At 52.1% G+C, this 18853-nt stretch carries 14 protein-coding genes; 13 read left to right on the top strand and 1 reads right to left on the bottom strand.

Going from position 1 to position 18853, the window contains the following annotated elements:
- The first annotated feature begins 8 nt into the window (after positions 1–8).
- The 5 genes from AC6ESO_RS14325 (at position 9) to AC6ESO_RS14305 (ending at position 8754) form a co-directional block, all read left to right on the top strand.
- Entirely contained in the window at positions 9–2354 is a 2346-nt protein-coding gene (locus tag AC6ESO_RS14325; RefSeq protein ID WP_497091932.1) for a helix-turn-helix domain-containing protein, read from the top strand.
- Positions 2355–3014: 660 nt separating this feature from the next.
- Positions 3015–3950 (top strand): ABC transporter permease, encoded by a 936-nt coding sequence (locus AC6ESO_RS14320; RefSeq protein WP_497091931.1) that lies wholly within the window; start codon positions 3015–3017, stop codon positions 3948–3950.
- Between the two features lie 15 nt (positions 3951–3965).
- Positions 3966–4856, top strand: coding sequence for a carbohydrate ABC transporter permease (locus tag AC6ESO_RS14315; protein WP_497091930.1), 891 nt, complete (start codon positions 3966–3968; stop codon positions 4854–4856).
- A gap of 93 nt (positions 4857–4949) precedes the next feature.
- Complete coding sequence (locus tag AC6ESO_RS14310) at positions 4950–6533, top strand: DUF3502 domain-containing protein (RefSeq protein WP_497091929.1); 1584 nt, start codon at positions 4950–4952, stop codon at positions 6531–6533.
- A 232-nt stretch (positions 6534–6765) separates the two neighbouring features.
- On the top strand, positions 6766–8754 hold the full coding sequence (locus AC6ESO_RS14305) for a methyl-accepting chemotaxis protein (protein WP_497091928.1): 1989 nt from the start codon (positions 6766–6768) through the stop codon (positions 8752–8754).
- A gap of 901 nt (positions 8755–9655) precedes the next feature.
- On the opposite strand, the gene AC6ESO_RS14300 is transcribed toward AC6ESO_RS14305, so the two are convergent.
- A complete protein-coding gene (locus tag AC6ESO_RS14300; RefSeq protein WP_091220103.1) occupies positions 9656–9862 on the bottom strand; it encodes a cold-shock protein in 207 nt (68 codons plus the stop codon).
- A gap of 201 nt (positions 9863–10063) precedes the next feature.
- Between AC6ESO_RS14300 and AC6ESO_RS14295 the strand changes: the two genes are divergently transcribed.
- From AC6ESO_RS14295 to AC6ESO_RS14260, 8 genes are all read left to right on the top strand, one after another.
- Complete coding sequence (locus tag AC6ESO_RS14295; RefSeq protein WP_497091927.1) at positions 10064–11158, top strand: CgeB family protein; 1095 nt, start codon at positions 10064–10066, stop codon at positions 11156–11158.
- A 44-nt stretch (positions 11159–11202) separates the two neighbouring features.
- Positions 11203–12348 (top strand): glycosyltransferase family protein, encoded by a 1146-nt coding sequence (locus AC6ESO_RS14290; RefSeq protein WP_494820679.1) that lies wholly within the window; start codon positions 11203–11205, stop codon positions 12346–12348.
- 163 nt (positions 12349–12511) lie between these two features.
- On the top strand, positions 12512–14035 hold the full coding sequence (locus AC6ESO_RS14285; RefSeq protein WP_497091926.1) for a glycosyltransferase family 4 protein: 1524 nt from the start codon (positions 12512–12514) through the stop codon (positions 14033–14035).
- 40 nt (positions 14036–14075) lie between these two features.
- Positions 14076–15173, top strand: coding sequence for a non-hydrolyzing UDP-N-acetylglucosamine 2-epimerase (gene wecB, locus AC6ESO_RS14280; protein WP_497091925.1), 1098 nt, complete (start codon positions 14076–14078; stop codon positions 15171–15173).
- Positions 15163–16146, top strand: a complete 984-nt coding sequence (locus AC6ESO_RS14275) for a polysaccharide biosynthesis protein (protein WP_497091924.1) — start codon at positions 15163–15165, stop codon at positions 16144–16146. Before wecB ends, AC6ESO_RS14275 begins: the two co-directional genes overlap by 11 nt.
- Positions 16143–16985, top strand: coding sequence for a dTDP-4-dehydrorhamnose reductase family protein (locus AC6ESO_RS14270; protein ID WP_497091923.1), 843 nt, complete (start codon positions 16143–16145; stop codon positions 16983–16985). The genes AC6ESO_RS14275 and AC6ESO_RS14270 overlap by 4 nt, the downstream gene beginning before the upstream one ends.
- Positions 16982–17932: an NAD-dependent epimerase/dehydratase family protein gene (locus AC6ESO_RS14265; protein WP_497091922.1), complete on the top strand. Its 951-nt coding sequence runs from the start codon at positions 16982–16984 to the stop codon at positions 17930–17932. Before AC6ESO_RS14270 ends, AC6ESO_RS14265 begins: the two co-directional genes overlap by 4 nt.
- A 45-nt stretch (positions 17933–17977) precedes the next feature.
- A complete protein-coding gene (locus AC6ESO_RS14260; protein ID WP_497091921.1) occupies positions 17978–18775 on the top strand; it encodes a glycosyltransferase family 2 protein in 798 nt (265 codons plus the stop codon).
- Positions 18776–18853: the final 78 nt, after the last annotated feature.

Below are 18853 nucleotides of genomic sequence, written 5' to 3'. Positions count from 1 at the left end.
ACTTGCTTATGAGCCTCATTCGTCTGTTTCAAGAGAAGAAATATTTGCTGCGCATATTCTTATGGATTACCAGTATTACTCTGCTAATCGTCGTATCGTTCTCCACGCTTGTTTATGTGAATGTGGAGAAGAAGGTGTTCAAGAGCGAATACGAGAACAGTCAGAAGGTGCTCTCGCAGATGAAATACAATATCGATTATCTCGATACGATGATTCGCAACATCACGCTCTCCACGTATGGCAGCAATGACGTGAAGGCGCTCATGTATTTGAACGATGAGGAAACGTACGAGCATTTGAATGTCATCAATAAACTAAACGCGACGATTGTGGCGAACAATCCGTTTATCCAATCTATCTACATTTATAACAATCATAAGAAATTGTATTACTCGACATACGGCGATTTATATCATAAAGACGCGGAGCTCGATAAGGTGCTGCAAAGCTACACGAGCATTCCGGTCCTTCGCGCAATCGTGCGCCGCAGCGCGGAAGCCGCAGACCAAGGCGCAGGCGGTGCTGCGAATACGGTATTAAGCTATATCATGTATGAGACGACGGATCGGGATAACCGCATGGATGGCGCCATTATTCTTAACATTAAGCTGGACTGGCTTGTCGATAATATTCGTGCGATTAACCGGATTGAAGCAGGTGCGAGAAGTGAGCTCTACATCCTGGACAGCGGCAATGGACTGATTGAGACGGATCCGGCGAATCCGGTACAAACGTCAACATTCGCGAATACGATCAGGCAAGCTTACGTAGACAAGGCGGGCAGCTCGGAAGCACAGTCTGCGCAGCCGTCTGGTTTCTTCAACCAGAGCATCGGCGGCGAGAAATATATCATCTCGTATATCCGGCTCGAGAAGACGGGATGGACACTGCTGGATGCAAAGCCGTACAAAGAGGCATATGCGAACCTGAAGCAGCTGCTGGATACGATTCTGCTCATTACAATGGCGATCTTTGCCGGAGCGCTGCTGTTGACCTTGTCTGTTTCAAGAGGGATCTACAAGCCGGTCAGAAGGCTGATGGAACAGACCTCGCGCGGAGGCTCCGTGACCCCGGGGGCGAAGGATGAATTCTCTTATTTAACCGAGGTGTACCAGAAATCGAGAGAGCAGCTGTATGAGTATCATCTGGAGAAAAACAACAACACCGGCATTATGAAGCTCTATTTTCTCAAGCGATTGCTCGTCGACAGCTTCAGTATGAGCAGTCCGGCTTTCGGTGAGGCGCTCCATTCCCTCCATCCTGCAATGTCGCAGGAGAAGCCGTTTCTCATCTGCGTGCTGCGCATCGACAACTATAAGCTGTTTATGACGAAGAGCTTGGTCGAACGGGAGCTGCTGCGCTTCGCGATTGCCAACATCACGACGGAAGTAATAAGCCGTTCATTCGCGCATCAAACGGTGGACATGAAGGATGATTCGTTCACGATTCTTCTCAATATCGATTCGGCCTCGCAGGCAGACGCGGTTAAGGAGCTGCTCATGGAAGCGCAGCACTACATTAAAGAGCATTACAAAATCTCGTTCTCTGTCGCTATCAGCGAGCCGATCGAGGACTATCAAGCTATCGCGGCGGCATATAGCCACACCTTCACGAACAGCTCTTATCGTTACGTGCGAGGACATATGGCGGTCATTACGCAAGCGGAAATCGATGAGCAGACGGGCAGTATTGATATGGAGCAGGTGATGGAGCTTACGGGCAAGTTCATCGAGGTTGTTAAGAAAGGCGATCCTGTTCGAACGGAAGAGAAGTTCCGCGAGCTGTTCCGGTATATCCGCAAGCTGGAGTACAGCGACATTATGCTCGTCAGCATGCAGGTTGTGCATCATTTGAAGAAGGCTGTATACGAAATGAACCGGACGCTCAAGGAGCCTATTCATATTCATGCGAAGCTGCTGAACAGGGAGTTGTATGAAGAGGAGACGGCGGAGCAGTTCGAGGAACAGCTGCTTGAAGCGGTTCAGACGATTACGAGTGAGCGAAAATCGGCTGCCGAGGAAGGGAATCAAGTCGCGGCGGATACGATTAAGGCTTTTATCGATTCGAATTATTTTGACTCCTCGCTGTCGGCGACCGATATATCGGGCATGATGCGGCTCTCAGCCTATAAACTGAGCAAGATATCCAAAGAGCATTTCGGCATGTCGATACCGGAGTACATCAATCAGATCCGGTTGACGAAAGCGGTAGAGTGGATGGAGAACTCGAAGCTGAGCATTCAGGAAATCATGCGCCGAGTCGGAATCGAGAATGAAAGCTATTTCTATAAATTGTTCAAAGCGAAGTTTGGCATGACGCCGCGGGAATATATTGCCGGGCGAGGGAAAGGGTAGAACCCATTTCCCCACCGTTGTGGAAGTTGAGATACGAAAGACCGCCGATTCCGCTATCGGCGGTCTTTTTGTATATAAGGTCAACCGGAATATACGGTTAACTTTAACGAACCGTACGGGCCTTATTTGATCAAAAAGTAGCGATTTGAAATTCTAACGAATCCTACAGGCCTTATTTGCTCCAAAACCCGTGTATTTCTATCTATTTCGACTAAATAAGGTCTCTGTGGTTCGTTAGAAAAAATGAGGAGCCCATTTCTCCCACATAAGGCTTCTACGGTTCGTTAGAATCGTGAGGGAATGCATTCGGCTGCTGCTGTGGAGGTGGCGATGAAGGAAGGAGATACACGGCGGTCGTGATCGCTTGCGCGAGCATGCTCGGCTGCTTCACGTTTATGCATCCACAGTACAAGCGAGCTCTATGTAAATCACAACGCTATTTATCCATAATCCTTCAGGTCTATGAAGGATTATTTGTTTTGCCTAAAAAGCAGGATTAGCTAGTTTTTTTGTTTTTGTACAGTGGATTTTCGGCGCATTTCAGTATCGTACAGTGCTTTTTTGACCCCGCAAAAATGAGCAGTTTCGCCGCTGCCCAAAAGCGCCGTATGCTCAGAATCGTAAACAACGAAATTGCAAAACCGCATAAAGGAGGAGCATATGAGCAGAGGAACCACTTTGGTTTTCAAGAAGGAATGGAAACATTTCATGAAAGGCAGAAGCTTATTACTGATTAGCCTGCCTGCGATCATCGTCGTCTTTATCTTCTATTACCTGCCGCTGTTTGGCATCGTGATCGCATTTAAAGACATCAATTATGCCGACGGCATTTGGGGCAGCGCCTGGTCAGGCTTAAACAACTTTAAGTTCTTCTTTAATTCCCAGGATGCGATGCGGATAACACGAAACACGCTCCTGTTGAATGGGGTATTCATCATCGTCGGGACGTTCTGCTCCGTTATCGTAGGACTGCTGATGGCGGAAATGGGCAGACGGCTCGTGAAGATTTTTCAAACGATCCTATTCTTCCCTTACTTTCTCTCATGGGTTGTCGTCGGGTTTGTTACTTATATTCTGCTGAACCCCACGTATGGCGTCATCAATAAGGCAGTGGAACAATTTCATGGCACAGCCATTGATTGGTATGGCAATCCGTCCTATTGGCCGCTCATTCTGACGCTGACTTATTTGTGGAAGAACGTCGGTTACACCGCGATTATTTTCTTCACCGGCTTAATTGCGATCGATTCGAGCTATTATGAAGCCGCTTCGATTGACGGAGCTTCCCGTCTTCAGCAGATTCGCAACATCTCGATTCCACTGATTACGCCGCTCATCACGATGCTGACCATGTTGAATATCGGACGTATTTTCTACTCGGACTTCGGCTTGTTCTACTTCATACCGAGGGACGCAGGGATGCTCTATTCGACAACCGATGTGATGGACACCTACGTGTATCGGTCGCTGCGCGTCGTCGGAGATCTCGGCATGGCCTCAGCGGCAAGCTTGTATCAGGCGGTTGTCGGACTCATCTTAGTCCTGACCACGAATCTGCTCGTTCGAAAATACAGCAAGGACAACGCGTTGTTCTAATGGAGGTGAGCGCAAATGCACGCAGCTAGAGCGGGCAGACTGGGCGGCAACAATGTACTGATCGTACTGGTTCTGACCCTGCTGTCGATTCTGATTGTTTTTCCGTTGCTGTACGTGGTATCGGTATCGCTCTCCTATGACGCCGACATCGCCAGGTACGGGTACCAGCTCATTCCGAAGCGGTTTACGTTTACCGCCTACTCTTATTTGCTCCAGAACCCGAAGCTGCTGCTGCAATCGTATTTCATAACGATTGTTGTGACAGTGGTCGGAACCGCAATCGCTCTGCTCCTTACGTCTTCCATTGCTTATGTCATGACGCGCAAGGATTACAGATACAGCAAGGCAACTACATTCTTCGTGTTCTTCACGCTCCTCTTTAATGCGGGACTTGTACCTTCCTACATGATCATGACGAATGTGCTGCATCTGCAGGATACGATTTGGGCGTTGATTCTTCCCTATGGCGTCAGTGCTTGGTTCGCGATGCTGATGAAGGGGTTTATGCAGGGGCTGCCGTTTGAAATCATCGAATCCGCAAAGATCGACGGCGCAACGGAGCTGAGTATTTTCGTGCGAATCATACTTCCGCTATCGAAGCCGGCTTTGGCGACGATCGGGTTGTTCTACGCGCTGGCGTTCTGGAATGATTGGTGGCTTGCCATGCTCTACATTCAGAACGAGAAGCTGATTCCGCTGCAGTTCTTCTTGAACCGCATTATGACCAATATCGAGTTCCTGACTAAGAATGTGCAAGCAGGAATCAGCGTCGATCTGAGCGCGATTCCAACAGAGTCATCCCGTATGGCGATCGCGATTCTCGCTGCTGGTCCAATGCTGTTTGCCTTCCCGTTCTTCCAAAAATATTTGGTCAAGGGATTAACGGTTGGCGCGGTCAAGGGTTAAAGCTCATGAATGAGGCTCGGCTTGAAAAGTTGTACTGGATTATCGGTCCGTTCTCGGATGATAATAAATAGTAATCACAGGAGGGTTATTTCAATGAGAAGAAGAGGGTTCAAGTTTGTTACGGCAACACTGACAGCGGTTCTTTCCGTTAGCATGCTGCTTAGCGGCTGCGGCAACAGTAACACAGAGAACGATGCAAAATCGTCTGCGAACAACGGCAGCACCAAGGCGGATAACACGGCAGCAAACAATTCGGCAGCGAACACGACTGCAACGGATGCATCGAAGCTCGATCCCTATGAAATTACATGGTATTTGCCGCAAAGCGTTTTCCCGGATGCGAAGCTCGTACAGGATGAGATGAGCAAGATTACGAAGGAGAAAATCAATGCGACGCTGAACATTCAGCTCGTCGATTGGGGCACCTACGATCAGAAGATGCAGGCCATTGCCGCTTCCGGTGAGAATGCGGATCTGATCTTCACCTCCAACTGGACCAACGATTATTTGCAAAATGTGAATAAAGGCGCGTTCCTGGACATTACGGATCTGCTCCCGCAGTACGGACCGGACATTCTAAAGCAGGTGCCGGAAGCAGCATGGGATGCGGCCAAAGTGAAAGGCAAGCTTTATGCCATCATTAATACTCAAGTACTGGCAAGAACACCTGGCGTTCTGATTAACAAGACTTTCCTCGATAAGTACGGCTTCACAGCGGATCAATTTAAGACCCTTCAAGATTTGACGCCGTTCTTCGAGAAAGTTAAAGCCGGCGAGCCGGATAAATTCCCGTTCAGCCTGAAAGGCGACACCGATGTCATGGGCAACTACGGCAGTGCGCTTGGCATTGAATATTTCTCGCAGAAAAACCCGGGTGTCGTCTATATCAACGATGACAGCTCGAAGGTTGTTAATTTGTACGAAACCCCTGAATTCACGAACTTCTTGAAGCTCATGCATGAATGGTTTGAGAAAGGCATTATCCGCAAGGATGCTTCCACGCTGAAAGATACAAACTCCGATGAGCTGGCAGGTAAATACGTGTCCTCCACATTTACCGTTATCAACCCGGATTCAGCGGCAAACCAGGCGGCAAAATTCGGCGGCGGGGATGCAGCGAACGTGGCAGCGGTTGAATTCTCCAAGCCTTACATGAGCACGGGCTCCATCATTGCAACGATGACGGCGATCTCCCGCACGTCCAAAGATCCGGCCAGAGCGATGATGTTCTACAACCTGCTCTATTCCGATCCGCAACTGTTTAATCTGATGAGCTTCGGTATCGAAGGCAAACATTACACGAAGGCTGGGGACGACCTCATTCAGAAGATCGACAACACCGGCTACTGGATGGATTCCGGCTGGGAGTATGGCAATATGTTCAACTCCTACCGCACAAGCCCGACACAGCCGAAATGGTTCCCGGCAGGTCCTGACAAGAATGCGGCTGCTATTCCTTCCAAGCTGCTTGGCTTCTCCTTTGATCCGAGCAATGTGAAGAGCGAGCTTGCGCAAACGGCCTCCGTCGTGGATGAGTTCTACGCAGGGCTGGTAACCGGCATCGCCGATCCGGATACGACACTGACGAAGATGAACGAGAAGCTGAAGAAGGCAGGTCTTGATAAGATTTTGTCGGAAATGCAATCACAGATCGATGCCTGGAAAGCATCGAAATAAATGACGAGGTCGGCGTTTCTTTCCTGATTAGGAGGAGGAATCGCCGGCCTTTTTTTGTCCGAAATGAAACGAGCTTCTCTGCTGCTAGGATGGCGAATGCCGGTTCATCTTTATGGAAAATTTACGCAGAATAGCGTCGAATAAAGGAGGTAAATGCTGAATTTTGTCGAAAATGTATCGTACTATTGAAGTGCTTGCTAGGGATGACCAAGATTAATAAGGAGGAAACACCATGATTACAACAATCTTCAATCCTGCTATTAAACTAATGAATCGCTTGAACTACGCGCAGAAATTTATCATTATTGGCGTTGTTCTGATCATCCCGGTCGCATTATTGATGTACTTCTACATTTCGGAGAAGAAGGTCGGCATTGAATTCGGCAGGAAGGAATTAATCGGAAACCAGTATAACGCAGGCATGAAGAATATGCTGCAGATTGCACTGGACCTGCGGGAGCAGACGACTTCCCTTCAATTAGGTGAAATCGGAAGCGAGGCCGCGATTGCTGAGAGTCAGAACTTGATGGAGATGGCGATGAAGCAGCAGCAAGCGCTTGAAGACAAATATGGATCAAAGCTTGGGACAGAGACGGCTTGGAAGAAGCTGCAGTCCGATTGGCAGGATTTCAAGAGCAGCATGCCCAAAGCAGGTGTAGTGGATGACGAGTACAAGAAATATGATGTGCTGGTACAGGATCATTTGGATTTAATTACATTAGTAGGCGATCATTCGAATTTGGTCTTGGATCCGGATTTGGATTCGTACTATATCATGGATATTAGCTTAGTGAAGCTTCCGTATATAACTGATTTGCTCAGCGCATCCGCCGTCATTGCAAACCGTGCGATCTATGACGGAGAGTTGACGCAATCGACGAAGCGGCGATTGGATCGCAATTTGACTCAAATCGAGAGTAATCTCGCGGAGATCGAGAAAAACCTGCAGACGGTTTACGCCTACAATCCTAGCTTGCGAGAGGATATGAGCCGCGTTGCAACGGAATCGGCTGCTTCATTCCATACGTTCGTGGAGCTGATGAATGAACGGTTTATGGAAGCGAATCGGGTACCTGTGGGAGCAGGGAGTAAGGATGATTTGAGTGGTGACGCGATATCCGCGGCTTTCTCTTTGTACGAGACCTCCTCGGATGTTCTGAATGACTTGCTGCATAAGCGGGTGGATGGCTTCACATCCGAACGGTTGCAGAGCACGCTCTTTATTTCGCTGCTCCTGCTGCTGGCGACGTATCTAACCATCGGATTCTGTATGTCCACGCGAAGTTCGCTTCGGCAGTTGGCGGACATTTCAGCGAAGGTGGCACGGGGCGATTTGACGGTGAACAGCGATTTTACGTCGAGGGATGAGGTCGGCCAGTTCTCGCGTTCGTTTAATGATATGGTGACGAGCCTGCGCAGCGTCATTGCTCATATGAAGGAGTCGGCGAATTCCGTTTCCGTTGCTTCCTTCGATATTACGAAAAGTACGGATGAGATCGCCAGAGGGAGCAATGAGCAGGCAAAATCCGCCCAGTCGATTAATGAGCTGATGCAGGAGCTATCGGTCGCGATCGATACGGTTGCCGTCAGTGCAGAAGGTGCTGCTAATCTGTGCGGCGATACGCGAAGTGTAGCAGAGGCGAGCGATCGGATCGTACAGCGCTCCATTCAAAGCATGGACGTACTCAGCGATAAGATGAGCACCTTGCAAACAGCATCGTCAAAGATCGGTGAAATTATCGGCGTGATCGATGAGATTGCGCAGCAAACCAACCTGCTTGCCTTGAATGCGGCGATTGAAGCGGCAAGAGCAGGGGAGAACGGCAAAGGTTTCTCCGTTGTAGCCGAAGAGGTACGTAAACTGGCCGAGCGCAGCAGCGAGGCGGCCAAACAAATTACCGGCATTATCGAAGAGATGCAAACCTTCGCTTCGGAGAGCTCGCAAGCGGCGCTCGATTCCGTCCTGTTCGCGAAACAAACGGGCGAATCCTTGGTACATATCACGCAAAAGGTGAGCGAGGTTACGGTGCAAGTAACCGATATCGCCGCAGCCAGCGAGGAGCAGTCGCGCCAAACAAGAGAAGTGCTCGAGGCCATCGAGAACATCGCGGCAGTCAGCGAGGAAGCTTCGGCCAGCTCCGAGCAGACGGCGATGAGCTCGCAAAGCCTCTCCGGGCTGTCGCAGCAACTGTCCCAGTCTGCGGCAAGGTTTACGGTTTAAATTTGTAGGTGCCAAGAAAGTCCCGTGGGGGGACTTTCTTGGCACTTTTGTTTTTTGGTTGGAGGTAGCGCCAACCGCTACTTTACCTCTGAGATGAAGCTGAGAGTCGGGAAAACAGACTAACCTAATACCTCCTGTGATGGATGCTGAGAGTGGGAAAATCCAACTCTCAGCGCTGAAAACATGCCGAAATGAAGCTGAGAGTCGGAAAAACCGACTTTCAGCGAACCAACTAACCTAATTCCTCCTACGTCGGATGCTGAGAGTGCGAAAACGGAACTCTCACCGCCGAAACCACATCGAAATGAAACTGAGAGTTCTAAAATTGAACTCTCAATGATCCAACTAACCCGTTTCCTACTGGGTCGGATGCCGAGAGTGCGAAAATTGAACTCTCACCGTCCAAACCACATCGAGATGAAGCTGAGAGCTCTAAATTCGAACTCTCAGTGAACAAACAACCAAATTTCCTCCTGAGTCGGATGCTGAGAGTACAAGAATTGAACTCTCACCGTCAGCGATGTCGGATATGCTGATTAGCGTTAACCCGCTAATAGCACCCAGAAAAGATGAGATTACTGGGTTTCGGCGATCGAGCTACTTTGAGAGCGATATATCCGCTTAAGCGCATCGATTCGACTACGTTTCAATGCTGTTAGCGGAATATCCGCTGACAGCCCCAGAATGGAGGGCACTGGCACAACCCAACTAGAACATGAAGAGGCTGACCTTTAATCATCATCGATGATTAAGTGTCAGCCTCTTCATGCTGTTTATCTCTCGCTGCCCCATAGGTCCAGCAGCTCTCTGAATGAGATGAATGCTGAGCTGACCGGAGTCACCTCAAACCAACATCTGAAGATGAATGCTGAGTTGACCGGAGTCACCTCAAACCAATCATCTACTGAAAGCTGCGCTTGGTGCCGTTGGTGAGGACGGGCAGGCATTTGATTTCGCTGGTCATGCTGGAATGGCAGATGGGGCAGCTTGGAAATTCGCCGAATGAGAAATCATTTCGCATCCAGCAGCTGCAGTCATCGTTACTGCATGTCCAAATGGACGTTTGCTCTTCCGGAATCGGTTCAACCACTTTCTTTGAGAAATGAATAATCAAGCCCTCCTTCATGTTCATGCCGTAACCTCTTTTAATATGTGACTGTACTGCCAGAAATATACTACTTTTTTCAAGACAATCTGCCTTAGGGGTCAAACGCCAATTTTGTAAGCCAAGCGGACAAGTGACCAAGAGCCTTGCCTGTCATTCGCATATATATGGAGACAGAATACTCGAAAATCAGGGGTGGAGCGCGTGCAGGCGAAGCGAAAATATTACGCCAAGGCAGCAAGAAAAGGATTCGCCGCTGGATACAGCAACGGCCAGCGGGATGGCGCTTGCGACTTCATCTACCGGCGAATGCATCCGGCCGCAGCATTCCCCAAAAGGAATGTCTGCGTACTGTACATTCCGCAGGGCTTTGAAGCCATCGACCAAGGCATCATTGAAGCGCTTCGCCAAACCGTGCGCGAGGTGCATGTAGCTGACGCTAAATTCATGGCCGAGCAAGCTTCGTTCATCAGACCGGATTGGATGCTGGTCCTCAACGGATTGCATGTGTTCCCGGACGATCATTTGCAGCAGGTGGATGCGGTGCGGGCCATGGGCATTCGTACGGCCATTTGGTTCGCGGATGATCCGTATGTAACGGCAGATACGGTGCATATCGCGCCGCATTACGATGTTGTGCTTACGCATGAGCTGAGCACAGTTGACCTGTACAGGGGACTTGGCTGTGCTGAGGTGGTCTACATGCCGCTGGCTGTCGATCCCAATTGGTTTAAGCCCATGAAAGTGGAGGCGGTGCATCGCAGCGATATTTGTTTTATCGGGCAAGCATTCTGGAACCGCGTGGAGCTGTTCGATGCCATCGCTCCTTACCTGAAGAACCGCAAGGTGTTTATTGCTGGCGGCCTATGGGATCGACTGCGCCACTATAAGCAATTGCAGAAATTCATTCGAATGGGCTGGCTGCCGGTCGATGAATCCATCCGCTACTACAACGGCGCCAAGATAGTCATTAATATGCATCGGACTACAGAGCAGGGCAAGGACAATAAAAACGAGCTGAACCTGCCGGGCAGATCCATCAATCCGCGCACGTACGAGATCGCAGCCTGCGGCACGCTTCAACTAACGGATGTGCGTGAAGATTTGCCAAACTACTATGTGCCTGGCGTGGAGCTCGATACCTTTCATTCACCGGATGAGCTCATTATGAAGCTGGACTACTACTTAAAACATGAAGAGCAGCGCAGACAAGTTGCCTTACGGGGGCTGCATCGCACCTTGAAGGACCACACATTCGCTCAACGTTTGCAGCTGGTAGCCGAGGTGCTGAAATGGTGATTAGGAGCAGAAGGAAAAGGTTCAAGCAGGGAGGGGCGAATCGAATGGCGACCAAAACACGAAGACGCCGGATCCGCAAGGGCAAAGTGGTTCGGGGACTTCGGGGTGAAGCGCGGGGCAGAGTAGACGGATTCCGGCTTGGCTGGCAGCACGGTCATTGGTTCGGCCAATGCGAGTCGGTCTTGCAAAATACGGCTCAGACTCAGATTTTCCCTGTGAGACAGGCGCATGTGCTGTTTGTCGCGACGGGCAAAGGATTCCCATATTCGCCGCTCGATGAGGCCATAGCGAATGCGCTTCGTGCGCAGGTGACCCAATTGACGATTACGGATACCTTGCAGCCGGTAGCAGATATCGCGCTTCGGATCAGACCGGATATTGTAATCGTGCTCGATGGCTTACAGTTCAATGTCGCCCATGCCGATGCCATGCGGGCAGCCGGAATTCGGACCGCCATCTGGTTTACAGATGATCCTTACTATACGGACATCACCTCAGGTATTGCGCCGCATTACGATGAAGTGTTTACCCTAGAGCTGGTCTGTGTCGACTACTACCGCAGGCTAGGGTGTCCGAATGTCTATTATTTGCCGCTCGGAGCAGATCCGGCAGCGTTCAGACCGCGCAATCCGCTGAGGTCGCAGCGTCACGATATTTGCTTTATCGGTTCGGCTTATTGGCGGCGCGTTGAGTTTTTTAATGAGGTTACGAAATTTCTTGCCACGAAGGATACGCATATCTCAGGTATCTGGTGGGAGCGGCTGAAAGACTTCCAACTCATGAAGAACAAGATTGAGCTTGGCCGCTGGATGGGACCCGAGGAAACCGCGAACATGTACAACGGCGCCAAAATCGTCATTAACATGCACCGTGCCCACGATGATGAAACCTTCAACAATAATAGTGCAGGCATCGGCGCAGTTTCACCGAACCCGCGGACATTTGAAATTTCGGCCTGTGCAGCACTGCAGCTGACAGATGTTCGCAGTGATCTCGTGTCCTTTTACACCCCGGATGTGGACATCGTGACCTACGCTTCGCCGCAAGAGATGATAGACAAAATTCACTATTATCTCGCGCACGAAGAAGAACGAAAGGCGATCGCCATGCGCGGGATGTACCGAACGATGCGGGAGCATACGTATGGCAAAAGGATCGAGAGACTGCTTGCGATATTGTTTCCCGGTTAATAGGGGGACAGCTGTCCATCACGGTGAGCAGCGGAGTTAGAATTGGCCGTATTTGTGCGTTTGGAAAGGTTCAAATGTCGTGCCGCGCAAGTAGCCTTCTCAATATATTGTACAACTAGGGTTTTGATAGCTGCGAAGAAACAGGTGGAGGGGAGTCAACCAATTGAAGCTTAGCAAACCAAAAATGCTAGTATTCTCGCATATTTGCAGCCCTCAATATGTGACCGGCGCTGAGAAATTGCTGCTGTTTATGGTCAGGGAGCTGTTGCCCTCCTTCGCCTGCACGCTCGTCGTTCCCAATGAGGGCATTATTGCCGTAAATGCTCGCAAGCTGGGAATAACGGTCATCGTGCATCAAATTCCGCTGGTCGTGCCTCTGTATCTAGGACTCTCTCATATGACCGATGAGATAGGCGCTCACCAGCAGGACCCGCTATGGCTGCAGTTGATCCAGCTCATCCACTATGAGCGGCCGAGCATCATCATCGCCAACACCTGCGTACATCCGATGCCTGCGATTGCCGGCAAGATGCTCGGCATTCCTGTCGTCTGGACCGTCATGGAAGCCATCCGTGAAACGCCTCACACGGCGCTGGCAGCTTCCATTATCGAGCAGTATTCCGACTACATCGTCGGCATCTCGGAGACGACTCTCGCACCGCTCCGCACCCCGGGGATGATTCCCAAATCGACGCTGATTCCGCCATCTTGGCAGCAGAGCGAGCTGAATCCCGAGAGCTGGCAGCAGCATCGTATCAATCGGCGAGGTCAGTTGGCGATACCCGATGATCGGCGGCTGGTGGGGTACATTTCATCGTCCATCTTCGAGGCGAAGGGACTAGAGCATTTCATGCAAATGGCCGTCAACACGGCCGAGCAGCATCCGCATGCCATGTATCTCATTGTAGGGAACCCCGTGGATCAGGGCTATTTTGACAAATGTATCGGGATTGCCAGAGACCGCGGACTGATGGAGCGATTTCGCTGGGTTCGGTTCGAGGAGCAGGTGGAGACGGTTTATCCGGCCATGGATGTACTCGTTGTACCCAGTTTAACGGTGGAAGGGTTCGGCATGACGGCGCTCGAGGGCATGGTGTTCGGGAAGCCGGTCGTCGTGTACGGCTCCGGCGGACTCTCTGAAATAGGCCGAGCTACCGGAAATGAAGCCTATGTTGTGCCGATGGGGGATACGGAAGGGCTGACACACCGTGTATCGTCCCTGCTCGCAGATGAGGCTGCACTTCAAACGATCGGTGCTCGCAATGCACAGAAGGCGCATGAAGTGTATGGGATTAGCGCTTATCGTGATCGACTAAGCAGGTTCATTGCTACGCTCGCCGTTCACGGATACTACCCGCCAACTGTGCTCAAGGGCAGCACGCCAACGATCTACAAGTTTGACAATGGCGTTCTCAGACCTTTTCGATCGAAACGCTCCTTCTATAGAGCAGGACATCGGATGGAAGAGATTCGCGAGGTACCGGATGTTTACATTGCCGCATGGCCGAAAGGCGCGCCGATTGGCACGGCGTACAGAAGTAGAAGAAAGGGTCGCAAACGGCTGGCAGGCCGAATAGGGAAGACCGGGCGCCGCCGCAACGGCGTTCGAAAGCAAGGCAGCTTGAAGCGCCGAAGGCAGCCGGGGCGCCAGAGAAATCGGGCAAGGGGCGCTAAGAAGAAACGATAGCAGCTCACCCGTAAGTTGAACGACGAAGGAGGGACGTTTCATGCGCGTTGTAACGATTTTGGGCACGCGCCCGGAAATTATACGACTGAGTCTTATCATTCAGAAGCTGGATGCGCTGGCCGAGAAGCATGTGCTCGTGCATACAAGACAGAACTTTTCGCCGTCGCTCAGCGATGTGTTCTTTCAGGAGATGGGGCTAAGGCAGCCGGATTATCTGTTCACGGAGACAAGGCAGACGCTCGGCGGGCAATTGTCCGTCATGTTTGCAGAGGTGGAGCGAATTCTGGTTGCCCATGAGCCGGATGTAGTTCTGCTGCTTGGCGATACGAACAGTGCACTCTGCGCCATCATCGCGGAAAGGATGGGGATTCCGGTTGTACACATGGAAGCGGGCAATCGCTGCTACGATCTATCGGTGCCGGAGGAGAAGAATCGCCGCATCATCGATGCCATTGCAAGTATTAACATGCCGTATACGTCATACAGCAAGAACAATTTGCTGCGCGAAGGGTTCCCAAGCAATCGAATTGTGCTGACGGGCAATCCCATCCATGAAGTCATTGAACATTACAAGCCGCAGATTGATGCCAGCGATGTGCTGGAACGCTTCAGTCTGCAGCCTGGCAGTTACGTGCTCGTGACAGCGCACCGCGCGGAGAACGTCGATGTGCCGGAGCGGTTGACCGGCATACTGGAGGGGTTAAATCGCGTAGCGGCGCGCTTTGACAAGCGTGTTATCTGCAGTGTTCATCCGCGGACGAGATCGCGGATCGACAGCGGTTCGGTGAGCGTGGAGATGGATGATCGGGTAGTTTTCTATGAGCCGCTGGGATTCTTCGACTTTGTTCGGCTGGAGCAGCATGCGTTTTGCGCCATCACGGACAGCGGCACCGTGCAGGAAGAATGCTGCCTGTTCGGAGTTCCGACCGTCACCATTCGGCAGACGACGGAGCGTCCGGAAACGATCGATTGCGGCAGCAACGTCGTATGCGGCTTGAAGGCAGAACGAATCGAGGAGGCTGCGGTCATCATGACTTCGCTGCCTGCAGCTTGGGAGTGTCCGGACGGATATTTGGCAAAAGATGTGTCGGATAAAGTGGTTAAATTTGTGCTTGGAGGGAAATGGAATGTTTACTAATCAGCGCATACTGGTCACCGGGGGAACAGGGTCCTGGGGCTACGAACTGATCCGCCAGCTGCTGCCTCAGCAGCCCAAACAAATTATTGTGTTTTCCCGTAACGAGTCCAGCCAGGTGGCGATGAGCCGCACGTTTGAGGATCCGCGTCTGTCCTTCTGTATCGGAGATATTCGTGATAAAGAGGCCTTGATGCGTGCTTGCGAGCGTGTCGATTACGTGTTTCATTTGGCAGCGCTGAAGCATGTGCCCGTTTGTGAGGATCAGCCGTATGAAGCGCTCAAAACGAACGTCATCGGAACGCAAAACGTCATCGAAGCCGCCATCGCAAACGGGGTCAAACGAGTGGTCTATATCTCTACCGACAAGGCGGCGAATCCGTCGAATTTCTATGGCATGACCAAAGCCATCGGCGAGAAGCTGATCGTGTACGCGAATTTGCTGCATTCCAATACGACATTTGTCTGCGTACGCGGTGGAAATGTACTTGGCACGAACGGTAGCGTCGTGCATCTGTTTATGAATCAGATCAGAGAAAAGGGGCAAGTGCGGATTACGGATATGAACATGACGCGGTTCTTCCTGACCTTGCAGGATGCAATCACGTTATTGTTCAAAGCATCGGAGGAAAGCATTGGCGGGGAAATCTTCGTGATGACGATGCCAACCTGCCGAATCGTGGACTTGGCTGCTGTGTTGATCGAGGATTTGGGCATTCCCGCGACAATGGTGACAACAGGGATCCGCCCAGGGGAGAAAATACATGAGATTCTGCTGACAGACCACGAAAGCACGACTACGGTTGTGTACGATGAAGAGTATTTGGTCATCCTGCCAACCCTAGATATTCCGGGGCTTCGTCAGCATTACAGCAGCTATCCGAGCGTCGATTTCGAGAGCTACAGCTCCAGTCAGTCGCTGCTGACGAAGGAAGAAATTCGTTCGATGCTAAACCGGGGCGGGTTTCTGTCATGAAGCTGCTCATTATCGGAGGAAGCGGCATGGCAGGTCATGTTCTGATCCAGTATTTTGAACAGCTGCATCCCGAAATGGATGTTGTGTACACGACGCGATCTGCAGAGGAGGGAGCTAACGGGCTTCATCTGGATGCTCTGGACCATGAGGCTGTAGCTGCACTTGTGCGTGCGGTTCAGCCGGATATCATTGTCAATGCGGTAGGCGTGCTGAATCAGGATGCGGAGCAGCACCCGCTGGCCGCTTATCAGGTGAACGGGTTTCTGCCTCACTGGCTGCGGCATCTGGCGGATCATCTAGACACGCCTGCACGCGTCATTCATATCAGCTCGGACTGCGTATTCAGCGGGATGAAAGGGGCGTATACGGAGCTGGATGTGCCAGATGGCACCTCCGTATATGCAAGGTCCAAGGCGCTTGGAGAAGCGCCGGGATCCCGTCATCTCACGATTCGCACTTCCATTATCGGTCCTGAAATCCGGCCGCAGGGGATCGGACTGCTAAAGTGGTTTCTGGAGCAAAAGGGAACTGTCAGCGGCTATGCGAGAGTTTGGTGGAACGGGGTCACCACGCTTGAGCTGGCCAAAGCGGTGGATTATGCAATTGCAAATCCGACGATTGGAGGATTGGTCCATTTGACAGCTGCCGAAACGGTAAGCAAGCTTACGCTGCTGCACTTGTTTCAATCCGCTTTCCAGGTGAGCGGAGTTAAGATCGTATCGGATGACCGGCTTTATTTGGATCGGACGCTTGTTTCCTCGCGCAATGATTGGGGTTATCTTGCACCAGGCTATGTGACGATGCTGGCGGAGCTTGCGAACTGGATGAATGAAGGTTGAGCCGCCCGCGCCTGCTAGTAACAGGGGCCGGCGGCTTCTGCGGCGAGCATGCCTGCCGGTACTTTAGCAGCGCAGGCTGGGAAGTGACGGCGGTCGTTCGCCGTCTGCCGCAGCAAGATGCGGAAGAATGGACGTGGCTGAACGCCGTTCATGCGGTCGAGGCCTGCGATCTGGCTGCGCAGTCCGAGGTGCTGGCGGTAATAGAGCGCGCCAAGCCGGAATATGTGCTGCATTTGGCAGGTGCCAATGCAGTTGGCGCTTCATGGAATGATCCTGCAGCTGTGCTGCAAAGTAATGTGATGGGAACCGTGCACGTGCTGGAAGGCGTGCGGCGGTTAGGGACTCCTTGCCGGGTCGTAGTAGCCGGCTCGATGCTGCGTTTTCCGCTCGTTGCATCTGATGACGGAGGTGCAGAACGGCCGCAGCCGCAGCATCCCTACAGCTTGAGCAAGACGATGCAGGTGCTGATTGCGCAGAGCTGGACGTCGCTCTACGGCATGGAGGTCGTGATCGCCGAGCCGTCGAATCTGATCGGCCCCGGCCGATCCGGCGGCTTGTGCGCGCTGCTTGCGCGCTACGCGGCCAAGGCGGAGCAGGCAGCAGCGAGCGGTGCTGCTGCGCCGGCGCCGTTCCGGCTGTCCTCGCGCAGCGAGCAGCGCGATCTGCTTGATGTGCGCGATGCGATTCGCGCCTATGAACTGCTGCTGCGCGCCGGAGAGAGCGGCCGCATCTACCCGGTCGCCTCGGGCGCGATGCGCACGCTTGGCGAGATCGCGGATGCGTTCGACGCGCTGGCGCGGCATCCGCTGCAGTGGGAGGTTGGCGAGTCGCAAGCCGCCTCGCCTGCACCGGTGAATTGCGAAGGCGTCATCGCCCTTGGCTGGACGCCTTTAATAAAGCTAGAGCAGTCGCTGCGCGAAACGCTGGAAGCGGCGCGGCTGCGCTGAAGCTGAAGTATGACAACTGAGAAGAAGCAGCAGGAGGCAGGTAGGATGGGAAACCCGAGGGTGAGTATCGTCATCCCCTTTTATAACGACCCCTATGTGACGGAAGCCATCGAGAGTGCACTCGCGCAAACCTATGACAATATCGAAATTATTGTCGTGGATGACGGCTCAACGATGCATGCAGAGAAGCTGCGTCCGTACGAGGGACGAATTCATTACGCCGGAAAAGTGAACGGCGGCACGGCAAGCGCGCTGAACGCGGGGTTCCGCCTAGCCAGCGGCAAGTATGTAGCATGGCTCAGCTCCGACGACCGCTTCTATCCAAACAAAATCAAACGCCAAGTCGAGGCGATGGAAGAGCAGGAAGCGCTCATCAGCCATACCGGCTTCGACATCATCGACGGCCGCGGCAAAATGACGGAGCTCGACCTCATTCCGCCAGGCTACGAGAACGGCGCGTTCTATCGCGCGCTTCAAACGAGCAACCCAATTAACGGCTGCACGGTCATGATGAGCAAAGCGCTCTATCGGATTACCGGCCCGTTCCATGAGGGGCTGAAGTATACGCATGATCTCGATTACTGGTACCGCGTGCTGCTGACCGGCATTCCGTTTCTGCTCATCCCCGAGCCGCTCAGCGCGTATCGCCGCCACGAGGAAATGGGGACTGTCCGCCACCGCGACGCGATTGCCATTGAGGTGAAGTCAACGTTCGCCCAATACGAGAAACGTTGGCGCTCTTATATTACGCAGCTCGGCTTCGGCCCTCCTCGAACGGCGAAGACACCGGCTTCGGTCAATCGCACAAGGACGAATCAGAAGCGCAAGTCGGCTCGCGGCTAGGGCGTATCGCCAATGGACATTGGCAGATCCACAAATTTAATGAAACTGCCGTGATTGCCGTGATCCACCCCCGTTGTA

This window comes from Paenibacillus rhizoryzae, assembly GCF_059686995.1.
The sequence above is the reverse complement of the archived record's forward strand: the minus strand, read 5'-3'. Positions and strand labels throughout refer to the sequence as shown.